The 12,386-nt window shown below is 36.0% G+C and carries 12 protein-coding genes; 2 read left to right on the top strand and 10 right to left on the bottom strand.

Annotated features, from left to right (window positions below):
• Positions 1-41: 41 nt before the first annotated feature.
• The 4 genes from ABMA76_RS03100 to ABMA76_RS03085 form a co-directional block, all read right to left on the bottom strand.
• On the bottom strand, positions 42-512 hold the full coding sequence (locus tag ABMA76_RS03100; RefSeq protein WP_392908915.1) for a hypothetical protein: 471 nt from the start codon (positions 510-512) through the stop codon (positions 42-44).
• A gap of 126 nt (positions 513-638) precedes the next feature.
• Positions 639-1,151: a hypothetical protein gene (locus ABMA76_RS03095; protein WP_393060921.1), complete on the bottom strand. Its 513-nt coding sequence runs from the start codon at positions 1,149-1,151 to the stop codon at positions 639-641.
• An 81-nt stretch (positions 1,152-1,232) separates the two neighbouring features.
• Complete coding sequence (locus ABMA76_RS03090) at positions 1,233-2,429, bottom strand: hypothetical protein (protein ID WP_393060919.1); 1,197 nt, start codon at positions 2,427-2,429, stop codon at positions 1,233-1,235.
• On the bottom strand, positions 2,410-3,600 hold the full coding sequence (locus ABMA76_RS03085; protein ID WP_393060917.1) for a hypothetical protein: 1,191 nt from the start codon (positions 3,598-3,600) through the stop codon (positions 2,410-2,412). Before ABMA76_RS03085 ends, ABMA76_RS03090 begins: the two co-directional genes overlap by 20 nt.
• Positions 3,601-3,807: 207 nt before the next feature.
• On the opposite strand from ABMA76_RS03085, the gene ABMA76_RS03080 reads away from it, so the two are divergent.
• Positions 3,808-5,007, top strand: coding sequence for a PAS domain-containing protein (locus tag ABMA76_RS03080; protein ID WP_393060915.1), 1,200 nt, complete (start codon positions 3,808-3,810; stop codon positions 5,005-5,007).
• A gap of 34 nt (positions 5,008-5,041) precedes the next feature.
• Here ABMA76_RS03080 and ABMA76_RS03075 read toward each other — a convergent pair whose 3' ends face one another.
• Together ABMA76_RS03075 and ABMA76_RS03070 are read right to left on the bottom strand one after the other, a co-directional pair.
• Entirely contained in the window at positions 5,042-5,413 is a 372-nt protein-coding gene (locus tag ABMA76_RS03075; protein WP_392908905.1) for a hypothetical protein, read from the bottom strand.
• Positions 5,410-6,987, bottom strand: a complete 1,578-nt coding sequence (locus tag ABMA76_RS03070; protein ID WP_392988930.1) for a Na/Pi cotransporter family protein — start codon at positions 6,985-6,987, stop codon at positions 5,410-5,412. Before ABMA76_RS03070 ends, ABMA76_RS03075 begins: the two co-directional genes overlap by 4 nt.
• A 271-nt stretch (positions 6,988-7,258) precedes the next feature.
• Between ABMA76_RS03070 and ABMA76_RS03065 the strand changes: the two genes are divergently transcribed.
• A complete protein-coding gene (locus ABMA76_RS03065) occupies positions 7,259-8,962 on the top strand; it encodes a transglutaminase-like domain-containing protein (protein WP_392908901.1) in 1,704 nt (567 codons plus the stop codon).
• Positions 8,963-8,976: 14 nt separating this feature from the next.
• Here ABMA76_RS03065 and ABMA76_RS03060 read toward each other — a convergent pair whose 3' ends face one another.
• Genes ABMA76_RS03060 through ABMA76_RS03045 form a run of 4 tightly spaced genes read right to left on the bottom strand, consistent with a single transcriptional unit; the run spans position 8,977 to position 12,374 of the window.
• Positions 8,977-9,579 (bottom strand): hypothetical protein, encoded by a 603-nt coding sequence (locus tag ABMA76_RS03060; RefSeq protein ID WP_392908899.1) that lies wholly within the window; start codon positions 9,577-9,579, stop codon positions 8,977-8,979.
• 53 nt (positions 9,580-9,632) lie between these two features.
• Positions 9,633-10,358 (bottom strand): pirin family protein, encoded by a 726-nt coding sequence (locus ABMA76_RS03055; RefSeq protein ID WP_392908897.1) that lies wholly within the window; start codon positions 10,356-10,358, stop codon positions 9,633-9,635.
• Positions 10,359-10,414: 56 nt separating this feature from the next.
• Entirely contained in the window at positions 10,415-10,720 is a 306-nt protein-coding gene (locus ABMA76_RS03050) for a hypothetical protein (RefSeq protein WP_392908895.1), read from the bottom strand.
• Between the two features lies 1 nt (position 10,721).
• Complete coding sequence (locus ABMA76_RS03045; RefSeq protein ID WP_393060913.1) at positions 10,722-12,374, bottom strand: AMP-binding protein; 1,653 nt, start codon at positions 12,372-12,374, stop codon at positions 10,722-10,724.
• Positions 12,375-12,386 lie beyond the last annotated feature (12 nt).

Here is a 12,386-nt window from a genome sequence, read left to right as displayed (position 1 = left end):
TATTGTATGTTTGAAATGGTTAATAAGCAATTTATAATGCCTTACTTTATAAGTGATTTACACTGCTTAAGCTCTAGAAAGAATTTTATAAACTTTGTCAGATAATATGCGCCTGGAAGTATTCCTATCACTGCCCCATAAGACATGGCCATTGCAAAGTCATTTAGGAAATAAGCAATTACTGAAAATGTACTAATAAAGAGAATCGTTCCAAAGCATAGAAAAATAGGAATAAAGTTTACAATCATACTAAAGATAATTGCTCTAGTCGTCGTTGCAGTCAGCACCTCTTTTCCAATCTTTGCCATTGCAATATAGAAGAACCTCCCTACCTTAAAGTAGGCCAATTCAACTTCTTCACCCTTATCGAAGTTTTCAGCTATTGAAACCGATGTAACAACATTTTCTATTATTACGCCATTTTCAAATTTGATAAAATTAAAAACACGATCACTTCCACTTGGGGTTGCGACTTCGTAGCCAACAACCTTTGATCTTATATTTAAAACCATACTAGAACCCTTAAAATGATTAGGGCATTATCGGCAATATACTGGACAACTTTACTTAGAGATTATTTGTTTGGAAGAGTTTAAAAATGAAAAAGCCTCCGTTAGGAGGCCTTTATTAATTTAATTTTAGTAGCAGTAGTAATTACCCCAGTAATCACGGTAGCAATCATAGTAGTAAGTATACTGAAATGCATACCAGTAGTAATAGAATGCAACACCACCGAATACAACAAAGTATAAACCGTAGTCATAGCTATAGTAACCAGAGTAGTTAGCACCAGTGTTCTTCATACCATCAACATAATCTTGAATTAGTGACTTTGATTCTTCAAGAGTCATATTCTCTACGTCAATTGATCCAACAAGATTAGAAAGTTCTGATGCAACTTTCTTATCTTTGATATTTGCTTGTAGGTAATTTAAAACTTCAGATGGCGTGATACCTTCTTGAGCTAGATCACCTAGTTGTTTTTCAAATGATTTAACAGTTTCATTGTAGAAGTTTTGATCTTTTTGATCCCACTCTACAGATAATTTAAATTCAACTTCTTCAAAAATTGGCGCGATTTTAGCTTCAATATTTGCAAGAGCTGAGAACGAAAAGCATACAAGTGCCATAGCAGCTAATTTTCTTAACATGAACATCTCCCTATTAGTAACAGATATGGGTAACTACCCTATCTAAATATATTTTGTCAATTTAATAAAAGATAACTTCTTTTATAAACCCATCTCATGATAGGCATTTAGAAGATTTATGCGATCTCTCAAGGGTGACTTACAACTTCTTCGACACTCCTTTAGAATCGACTTCAATAAATCTCCTCTAATATTTGAACTACTTGTAATATTCTTGCGAACATCATAAATCAGCCCATGACTTGAGTCCTTATCAAGTTCGCGAACTTGCCATAAAACCCCTAAAACAAAATCAATGTTGGCATAAGCATTAGTTTCAAAGCCAGCATTATAAACTTCATCACGAAAGGCGTCCTTTTCACGAACTCTCTTTGCATAATCTTTTACATTATCAGCAATCGTTGCACTATCTGCGATTGAGGCAGCAAAGAAGTCGGCCATCCCTTCATTAACCGGAGAAGAGTGACTAAGCCCTAGGTGGTCGCTTAGAGCAACATGGGCAAACTCATGGTAGACAACTTCGGGTATAAAGCTTGTATCTAAAAAGAATTTCTTTCCTTGAAGTAAACCGTAAAGCTTTTTCATGGCAAAAAATGATGCTTCAATAATGGCCGTTGACCCAAGAATATTAAGTCCACTCTCTTTTAAGGCATCTCCTGTAAGTAAGAAGAGGTCGCTAACAAATTTTTGAAAGCTTGCTAAACGCGACTGATTTCTAAACTCACTAAAAATTGCGGCAGTTTGTTCAAAGTCATTTTTCAAACCTTCTTTTGGAAGATTTATCTCCTTGGCCGGACGAAACCATATTTCATAATTCCAAGGCTTAATCCCAAACCTCTCTCTCCCCTCACCAGGAGGAATCGAAAGAGCGTTATTATATTCAGGGGATAAGTTGTCATGTGCAAAGTGCCCAATTGAATTAAATTGATTTGTTATATTTAAACGTACCACAAGTTGCGGAAGTTCTTTTACATATGAAGACTTAACAACGTTTAAGAAATAATTCTTTGCCTTTGTCAGGTGGTAGAAAACACTTGCTGCTCTAAGCTTTTCTACTTCATCTTCTAGGGCCTCTAGATTAATCGCTTCATTTGATTTGCCATATACAATTTTAAAGCTGCGGTTTTCCAGTAATGATGCTTTGGTTAGATCAAGCTCTACTTCTTTCTTAATCAAATCCATATCACCATCACGAGTGATAACTTGGGCCTTAAAGCTTGCCATGATTGACGATGCGAGAAGTGACAGTAGAAGGAGCTTAGAAAATTGAATGATCACGCTGTGGCTCCTGCTTTGTCTCTGTTAACATTTCAATACCAACTAATGATAAAACTTTCACAAAGTAAAACGTTGTTGGAATAGCTGCAACAAAGATTGTTCCATATCGTCTAATAAATCTTTTTCTTTTTTCAGCTTTTGTAAGCTCTGGGTTCCAAACATCATCAACTAATGCTAATGTGCTCAAGTCTGCACCTGAGACAAGGCCAGTTTCAAATGCTGCGGCTAGGATATCTTCAAAGGCAACATTAGTACCTTCAAATAAATTCATCATCTGAAGATCACCTAACTCTTTTCTTACCATTTTGGCGGCGAAGCGGTATTGCTCCATTGGATCTAAAATAATCTCCTCTACACTTTCATCATCAATCATAACGTTGATAATTACTTCATCCGCATTAAGACGGTTAAGTAGCCTTTGAGTCATTCCACTTAGATAGATAATTTGAAATTGATTGTACTTAGCAAGCAAGGCTTCTCTGCGTGAGACCTTACTCTTCTCACGTCGCCCTGAGATGTAATTTGTTTTTTGAATATTTAAGCGCTCTGGAAATTGTTTTGTCAGAAAGCTTTGCTCTTTTAGATATTCTGCTAGTATCTGTGGTTCAAGATGATAGTCCTCTTGAACGAGTCTTTTGAGCATCCAATAAGTACGCTTATCAATTATTTTTTTATGATAGGCCTTCTTTAAGAACTTTGTTGGTTTCTTTTCTCCTAATTCTTTAAATAAATTCTTAGCAATAGCATTAAAGCACAGGCCTCTCTGCAGAGCCCTTTGAAAATTATCAAAAGACTGCGCCTTAAAGTCTTTAACAATAGGATTAAAAGGTGAAAGAAGTTTTTCCTTCTTAGAGATTTCAAATGATCTAAGGGTTCTTAAAAGTAAGCGGTATTGGGTATCATCAATTCGAGAAGTATTTCGAAGGTAAACGAGAGCTTCTTTCAACTTACTTTCTGCAAATTGATTTATCTCCTCCAAAATATCATACTCACAAGTTAGTGATGGCAGGGCCACTTCATCTAGTAAGGCCTGCTCTTGAGAACTTAGTTTCGCCTCGGCCTTTGCTATATCCTCCCTATCAAAGTACGCACTTTCTCCAGCGAGGTTTAACCCACACGCCTGAAAGCTCATATTCAATGACAGAATAAAGATAAGTAGATGGTTTTTCATATGTCTATCTACCCTGAACAGGTAACAAAGAAAATAAGTGGTGAAATTTATACACTAATTATTTAGTTGTAAATTACATTTAACTAGTTAAGATAACAATAATGTTAAGAAATCAATAAAATCAACAGTTTATGATATATATCATGTTTTGTTGTTTTTTTTATTCTAAACAGAAAATATTCATCATTTTTTAGAAAAGGAGGATGCATGTCGAAGGAAAGAGAGAGTAACTTCGATTTTGATGAACTATTCTTTTCCAGGACCGATAAGCGAGGAGTTATCGCATCTGGAAATTCAGTATTTCAACGAGTCAGTCAGTACGAGTGGGAGGAGATGCTTGGTAGGCCCCACAAGGTAGTTAGACATCCGGAAATGCCTCGCGGGGTATTTTCCTTACTTTGGGACACTATTGCCCAAGACAAGATGATCGGCGCCTATGTCAACAATCAAGCTAAAGATGGAAGTAATTATTGGGTCTTTGCCCTTGTCTCACCTATAGACGATGGCTACCTATCTGTAAGACTAAAGCCTAGTAGTCATTTCTTTGAGATCGTGAAGGAAAAGTATATTGAGCTAGCTCAATTAGAAAGGCGCAAAAAGCTTACACCGGCGCAATCCCAAGAGACTCTACTAGCAATGATTAAAGAGTTAGGCTTTGAGTCCTACGAGCACTTTATGATTGAGGCCCTGATGCAAGAGCTTGAATCGAGACAAAAAGTGCTTGGAGAAGAGCCTATTGCAGAGCTTAACTTATTAAGAAAGGCGCTAGAATCAGGTTCATTTCTACAAGAAAAGTCTGAGGGTATATTTGAGGAATACAAGAAGACATCACTTGTGCCTATGAACCTAGAAGTTCAAGCAGCAAGAATTGGAGAAGAAGCAGCTTCAATGGCGACGATTTCTGCTCAATACGATAATCTTGCAAAAGAAATTCAAGACGAAATTAATAAATTCATGGTTTCTGGAAAGCTTGTTCAAGAGAAAGTTAAGGATTGCCAATTCTTCGTTTGTAATTCCATTTTACAAAGAGAAATTTACAACTTCTTTGAAAAAGAAACGAAGCCTTCACCAATTCAAAAGGCAAATGAAATGAATATCTTGGCCCTATTACAAGAACAACAAATAAATAATGCCAAGTCTAGTCTAGTTGAGATTCAAACGGAGTTTAGTGAATTCAAAAGAGTATGTAACGATGTGAAGAAGCTATCAATTGGCCTAGAGATGGTTAGTATCAGTGGAAAGATCGAAGCGGCCAAGCTTAATAGAAATTCAGGAGAGCTTTCGGGGCTTCTCGATCAACTGACTAAATTTAAAGACTCACTCAAGCAATCGTTAAAAGAGATAAACGATATCGGTAACGATTTAGTTCATCAGGTATCACGAATGAATGAAATATTAGTAAATTAATTATTGGTGCGGCCTTAAGTTTCTTAAGGCTGCCTTATCTATCTTTAGCTTCCTTACTTTTGAATGATGAAGGAATGATATCAACCCCTAGCCTTTGCCCTAATTTGATTACAAATGGAATTGTTAAAGGAGCAAAAGGAAGAACGAGTAGGACACCAACACCAAGTCCTTTGATAATTTCTACAAACTGCTTATTGGCCTCTCTCATTTCTTCTTTCGAGGCACGGCCCTGAGTGTAGCGGCCATAAGTATTAAACATTTCCCTTGTTTCCACTCCCTCTTTTTCAAGCCCGTCACGTAAAATTATTAATGACTTTCTTAATTTAAGTAAAAGACCCTTCTTTTTAGAAGCAAAACAGAGAAGTACTTCAATATAAATTTCTTCGATTTTTTTGAACATTCTCATGGAGCGATTCGACCTTCTCTAAGATGATAGTAATTCATGAGCTTATCTTTAAGTCTTTGAGAGTAAGTTAAAAGATGCATAATTGCTCCAGCATCATTTCGTTCAGGTTTTGCCATCAGTGTGAAAACTTTCTTTCCAAACCCTTCTAGATTTCTTTGAAAGTCTTGTGAAACTTTTTTTAGATCCTTTTCTTTTTGACCATCATTTGAAATATAGTCAAAAACAGAAAGTGTACTACTTGCTATTTCTCGCACAATCATAAGTACATCACTTTTGAGCTCAATATAATTATTATCCATTGAAACCTTAACACTTGTAATATCCTTAACTGAGTCGTGCATTTGAAAAATATATTCATACATCGCCATGATATTTACAATACGATCAACTTCTTCCTCGTTATTGCACTTAGAAATAAACTTAGAGAAAAAACCTAAAAGCTCGGCCTTAAGAAAATCCATGTAATCAATACGCTTCTTTGCCGCCTCATAAATACCTTTGTAATTTGTTTCAATACTTAGAGTGACAAGATTGTAGTTTTCTTGTACGAACTGAAAAGTCTTTTCAAGGTCATCCATTAAGTTTTTTTCAATTTCACTAAAATCTGATTCTTCTTTTAGGCCTAGAGCAATACGTTCAAAGTCCATCTTACCTTCCCCAAGCATTCGATCAATGAGAGCAGTAAAAGGAGTTAAAAAAATAACAAAAATAAAACTCGTCGTTACATTAAAGATCAGATGAAAGTTTGCAAGAGCAATTGCAGGAACATCAGACATTAGGGGCATACGATCTCCCCAAAAAATAACGATAGGAAGAAAGATTAACACACCACCCAAGTTGAAAAGAAAGTGTGCAAGGGCCGTCTTCTTTGCCGCAATATCCATATTTATAATTGAAATCAAAGCTGTTACTGTCGTTCCTAGATTTGAGCCCATTAAAATAGGAATCGCATTATCAAGACTCATAAGACCTTGCTGTGTGAAAATAATGGCCAAACCAGTTGTCACTGAACTTGATTGAACAACTGCGGTAATAACTGCTCCAACGAGAACACCAAGAAGTGGATTATGAGATCTCGTGAGAAACTCAATTAAGCGAGCATCTGTTTGTAGTGGAGAAAGGGCCGATGAAATAAGGTTTAAACTAAAGAAGACAAAACCAAAATAGAAAAGAGTCTTTCCAAAAATAGCGTAACGTGATCTTGTAAAAGAAAGTAGAAAGCCAATAATGATAAAGACAGGAGCAAAGGCCGTTAGCTTAAATGCAACTAATTGGGCCGTTACTGTTGTCCCCACATTAGCACCAAAAATAATCCCAACACTATTTTTAAAGGACATAACACCGGCATTTACTAAACTAATTGCAATGACAGAGGTTGCAGAACTCGACTGAATCAATGCCGTAATAATGGCACCAATTAAGAGCCCTACAACGGGATACATGGTTGCGCTTCCGAGAAACTTTCGAAATTTTTCACCAGTAATATTTTGAACTTCTTTAGAAAAGTTCTCAAGGCCAAAGACAAAGAGAATGACACTCGATGTTGCGGCCAAAATAATTTGAAAATCCTTCATTAATAAACCTATTTCTAATATCAAAATGAATTATTGAGATAAATATAGCAGTAAAACTAGTATCATAAAATTATCATATTCTTTATTTGAATAAATCATTAATAATTTCAATAATTTAGACAAATCAACAATAATCTTAATTAATGAATGAACTTTGGACGGCCGCATGGATTATCAACACCACTCTTAGGCCAACTAAATGAATATTCGAGAAAATTACTGGCACTCACCTTGCATTAATATACTGAAATGTTGAACGGAGCGATTTCAAATGAAGAAAATCTTTTTTCTAAGTCTACTATTATCTTTTAGTACTCAAGCAGAGTTTAGCATAAGTGCCAATGGCTCAACTGCTGATATTAAAAAGCGTAAGTATCATACGAAACCGCTTATTCAAACAGAAGAATTCAATACATCATCTTATTGGGCAGATACCGTCAGAAGAACTGCAGTTGTAAAATCAATTGTCGGTTGTCTAAGTGAGAATTGTGCCTATTTTAATGAAATGGATATGTCGGATATCTTTAAAGAGTCCGTGGCACAATTTGGAAAAGAAGAAGGTGAAATGTATTTTACCAACGTTGTCGCGGGCCTAATCATTGGCTCTCCTGAAGTTAGAAGAGACGATATCTATTCATCAGCAAAACTTCTTTTAAGCTTTAATCAGAAGATGTACTTGGCCCATATACTTGGGACAATTATGAATAACCATTACGACTTTGAACGTGATAAAGATGGCGTTGTAACAACAGAAGATATCTTTGAAGCAATCAGGAGCGGTACTAAGGCCGGTGTTTGTCGAGATATAGCCGTGACTCAGGCCAATGTTCTAAAAAAACTAAATGTTGAAGACGTCTATGTCGTCGCTTACAACACAAGAAATGTTGGCCACGCTACTGTCGTTGTCCAAGACCCGGGAAATAAAGATCGAATCATTAATTTTAACTACGGTGAAACCAGAATTAATGAAGGTCAAAGCGCACAGAGTTTAGCACAAGATACAACTCTAGCTAACTTTGGAATTAATTATCGAATTTTTAATGCAGATGGAGAGCCTGTTGACCGAGTACCAAGTGAGGTTGGTTACTTACTAAATCAAGCAGTCGGTCTAGATATTGATATGGTCGCCCCAGGTGTCGAGTTCGATAATATCGATGTTATCTCGATGAATTATGAGAACGGGCTCATAAGAGCAAAGAGTTACTATGCTGAAACTGAAAATGGCCTAACGGCATCAGGTGTAGCAGCAACTCTAAAAAATCAAGGTAATCGAATTAAATTTGACGCTGGTGTTGCAATTCAAAGAGAGCAAAAGAAATTAGAACATCGAGACTTCGTTAAAGATAGTACTAGTTTTTATTTCGGTATGGATGCACAACTGAAGTCAGGAAAAGTTGACTTAGGTATTCTAAGAAATGTCTACGCAGACATAAAGTCACACGTAAGTATTACTGTTGGAAATGGAAAGATAAAAGTTAAAAACTTCCAAACAGAGGGAGAATTTAGCGACAGCCAAAATATGTTCACTTCTTCTCTATATGCAGATTCGAGCTACATGGGGGTGAATTGGAAAGGAATTGTTACGGCCCACGCATCTATTATGAAGGCCGATGTTAGAGAAGAAGGTAAATACACGATGGCCGTAATTGGTGGAACAATTAAAAATGAAATCAAAAGACAGATTATGGATGAGTATGGCATTGGTATTCAAAATATCATCTATGTAAGGCAAGAGGGTGCTACAGCTGACTATAGTATTACACTCTACTCCGAAGATGGACGTCATTCATTTGAGATTGGAATGAAGGCACCACTATATGGAAGAACAGGATTCTGGGTAAAAGGAAACCAAAAGTCAGCATATATAGCTGCACAAACAAAAGTATTAAAAGATAGCTTAAAATTAGGTATTAAATATATTAAAAAAGAAAATAAAGAAGCAACTTATAAATTTGAAGGTGAATATATCTTTTAAAAAATAGTCACCTGTTACAGGTGACTATTATTATCGATATAATCAATGATTTCGTCTAAGTGGATATAAATATTTTTATCGACCAACTTTGCCTTATTTAACGTTCCTTCTTTAAAATGAAAGCCTGCAAGTCCTAACTGTCTTGCGGCTTCAACCTCTTTTAAAGACTCCGAAATATAGAGACTAGGATAACGTCCCGTCTCATCTAGCGCCTTATTGAAAATATAAGGAGCTGGCTTTAGTTCATCATTACTCATTGGGATGTAGATTTTCTCAAACACACTCCAATCAAATTCGACAGAGTCATTCCAGTGCGCCCTTACATATTCCTTTAGTGTCACAATCTTTTGTTCATATGTTTCACCAAAAGATTCAGGAATATTTGAGATAATCGCCACATGAATGCCCATATTCTTTAAAGCATGGATATATTCAAGAGAACCTTCATAATAGTGGTAGTTTCCACTCTTTTTCGTGTTGATAATAGTATCCCCTAAATCAAAGAATACCCACCTTTGCAGGCTCGTATCTTCATTTAGGTTTGATGCATAATATCCAGCACCAGCGAAAGAGATTAGTGTAATAAGAATCAGGAGTACGATATTTTCTTTTTTCATACTTTATTTTAGCAAACAATTTTATTAGTTTAACCTGATCAATGTCAGTTTTTTTAGTTATATTTTTCAACATCCATCGGTACCTCCATCACCAGAACCTCTGAGTCATTAAGTGACTTTAGTCCAATATTATTATCTGGATCAATACCTAGTCCATCTCGTTTTGATAACGTTAAGTCATTAATCCTAACCTCGCCATCAATGACAAAGAGATAGACGCCATTTGATTTCAAAAACTTCTTATAAGTTAAGTTCTGTCCTTCTTCTAAATTTGCTAATGAGAAGAAGGCATTTTGATTAATCGTGACAGAATTATCTCGGCCATCAGGAGAGACAATTAATTGAAACTCTCCTCTGCGACCAGATTCTTTAAAATATTTTTGGGAATAAGAAGGCCTTATATTATGCTCTTTAGGTAGCACCCAAATTTGTAAGAAGTGTACCTCTTCTCTGTCAGAGTTATTATATTCACTATGAGAAATTCCCGATCCGGCAGACATCACTTGGATCTCTCCTTTCCTTATAATGAAATCATTTCCAATAGTATCCTGATGATGAAGAGAGCCTTTAAGAGGAATCGAAATAATTTCCATATTACGATGAGGATGGGTACTAAATCCCTCCCCAGGGGCAACAACATCGTCATTTATAACCCTAAGTGTGCCGAAGTGAATTCTTTCTGGATCATAATAATTGGCAAAGCTGAAAGTATGGTTACTTTTTAACCACCCATGTTCTGCGTAACCGCGCGAATCTGCACGGTGAAGTACATTCGTCATCTTTCCTCCTACATTTTCGATATTATAGCGGTCTTCAAAATCTCAATGTAGGTAAATTAAATTAAAATTTTAGTTGGAGGATCCAGCAAGAACTCCAAAAGAAGCTCAATCTCCTTGGCAAGATCAGGTTCAATATGATCCCACTTTTTCTGGCTAACTTGAATTCGATCAGAAAGCTCTGCGGCTTTCTTTTTAATTTTAAAGGTTGAGCCTTCTGAAATAGACTCAACCATTCTCCACTTTAATTCATCAAGGATATGGTAATAAGTTTGAGGGCCGTCATCTCTTTTCAGCTCTTGATCGATGACAGTAACAAGATCCCACCAATCATTTTTACGATATCTTCTTGAAGTTGAGTACATCTTAACGTAACTCTCTACGAAGAACCTTTCCAACGTTATTCTTTGGAAGATCATCGACAAATACAATTTGCTTAGGAATTTTATATCCAGCTAAGTTCTTCTTTGCATACGCCTTAATATCTTCTTCAGCTAAAGAGGCATTAGATTTAACAACAAAAACCTTAACAACCTGTCCTGATTTCTCACTATCAACTCCAATGGCAGCAACATCCTGGACCCCATCAATCTCAAGAAGAACACCTTCGACCTCATTTGGATAAACATTAAATCCTGAAACAACAATCATATCTTTTTTACGATCTAAAATTCTTAAAAAACCTTTTTCATCAATCGTTGCGTAATCCCCAGTTTTAAGCCATCCATCTTTCGTAAAAGTCTTACTCGTCTCCTCTGGTTGATTCCAGTACCCTTTCATAACCTGCGGACCTTTTACACAGAGCTCCCCTTCTTCATTAAAGCCTAGCTCGTTTTCATCTCCATCAATAATTTTAATGTCAGTTGAAGGAAGAGGAAGTCCAATGGAACCAATTTCATCTGTCCCATCTGTAGGGTTACAACTAACAACTGGAGATGCTTCAGTAAGGCCATAGCCTTCAATAACTCTTGTCTTAGTTACCTTCTCCCACTCTTGTTTAACAGCTGGTTTAAGTGCCATACCACCAGCAACACTAAAAGCAATAAAGCTTAGGTCGTGCTTTCTAAAGTCTTCATTTGCAAGTAAAGCCTGCAGAAGTGTATTAACTACAATCATAACTTTAGGCTTATGAGTATAGACGTCCTTAATTAGAGAATTAAGATCACGAGGATTTGTCACAAGTACATTTGTCATCCCCATCTTAAAAAAACCAAAGATATTAACTGATAATGTGAAGACGTGATAAATTGGTAGTGGTGCTAGAATATTAGCTTGTTCCGTACCTAGGCCAGCATTAATCCAAACATCCATTTGTAACATATTGGCAATAATATTTCGGTGAGTAAGAATCGCGGCTTTTGTTTTTCCTGTCGTTCCACCTGTGTATTGAAAAAGTGCAGTATCTTCACTTTCGATCGTTGGAAAAGTAGAACTCGCACCTCTTCCTTTTGCGACGGCTTCATTAAGAGTTATATAAGTTCCTTTATAAGCAGGAATCATCTTCTTGACGTGCTTAATAACAAAGTTCGTAAGCTTTCTCTTTACTAAAGGGAAGAAATCACCAATTTCAGTTGTGATAATATGCTCAATCTTACTTCCTTCAATGGCCTCTTCTAAATTTGCAACAAAGTTTGAACAGATAACGATTGCTTTTGCACCACTATCTTCAAGAACTTTTTTTACTTCTCTTGTTGTATAAAGAGGATTTGTATTAACGACAATTAGACCGGCTTTAAAGGCTCCAAAAAGAGCGACAGGATATTGTAGAAGGTTTGGCATCTGAATCATGATGACATCACCTTTCTTTAGTTTTAAATCTTTAATAAGGTAATTTGCAAATGCATCAGACTTCTCTCTTACTTCTTGATAAGTCATACTTGCATTCATATTAATAAATGCTTTTCTCGTCGAAAAATTTTCGCAAGTCTCATCAATCATTTCAACAATATTATTATATTGATCAGGGTTGATTTCCGTTGCTGCACTTTTTGGGTAATTTTCTAACCATACTTTATTCATTTATATATCCTT

This window comes from Halobacteriovorax sp. ZH5_bin.2 (assembly GCF_043196375.1).
Lineage (GTDB): Bacteria > Bdellovibrionota > Bacteriovoracia > Bacteriovoracales > Bacteriovoracaceae > Halobacteriovorax_A.
The sequence above is the reverse complement of the archived record's forward strand: the minus strand, read 5'-3'. Positions and strand labels throughout refer to the sequence as shown.

Excerpts from the sequence above, each read along its gene's own strand:
- ABMA76_RS03085 (WP_393060917.1), bottom strand. The coding sequence starts at position 3,600 with ATGAAAAACCATCTACTTATCTTTATTCTGTCATTGAATATGAGCTTT.
- ABMA76_RS03080 (WP_393060915.1), top strand. The coding sequence starts at position 3,808 with ATGTCGAAGGAAAGAGAGAGTAACTTCGATTTTGATGAACTATTCTTT.
- ABMA76_RS03070 (WP_392988930.1), bottom strand. The coding sequence starts at position 6,987 with ATGAAGGATTTTCAAATTATTTTGGCCGCAACATCGAGTGTCATTCTC.
- ABMA76_RS03050 (WP_392908895.1), bottom strand. The coding sequence starts at position 10,720 with ATGTACTCAACTTCAAGAAGATATCGTAAAAATGATTGGTGGGATCTT.
- ABMA76_RS03100 (WP_392908915.1), bottom strand. The coding sequence starts at position 512 with ATGGTTTTAAATATAAGATCAAAGGTTGTTGGCTACGAAGTCGCAACC.
- ABMA76_RS03095 (WP_393060921.1), bottom strand. The coding sequence starts at position 1,151 with ATGTTAAGAAAATTAGCTGCTATGGCACTTGTATGCTTTTCGTTCTCA.
- ABMA76_RS03065 (WP_392908901.1), top strand. The coding sequence starts at position 7,259 with ATGAAGAAAATCTTTTTTCTAAGTCTACTATTATCTTTTAGTACTCAA.
- ABMA76_RS03055 (WP_392908897.1), bottom strand. The coding sequence starts at position 10,358 with ATGACGAATGTACTTCACCGTGCAGATTCGCGCGGTTACGCAGAACAT.
- ABMA76_RS03075 (WP_392908905.1), bottom strand. The coding sequence starts at position 5,413 with ATGAGAATGTTCAAAAAAATCGAAGAAATTTATATTGAAGTACTTCTC.
- ABMA76_RS03045 (WP_393060913.1), bottom strand. The coding sequence starts at position 12,374 with ATGAATAAAGTATGGTTAGAAAATTACCCAAAAAGTGCAGCAACGGAA.
- ABMA76_RS03060 (WP_392908899.1), bottom strand. The coding sequence starts at position 9,579 with ATGAAAAAAGAAAATATCGTACTCCTGATTCTTATTACACTAATCTCT.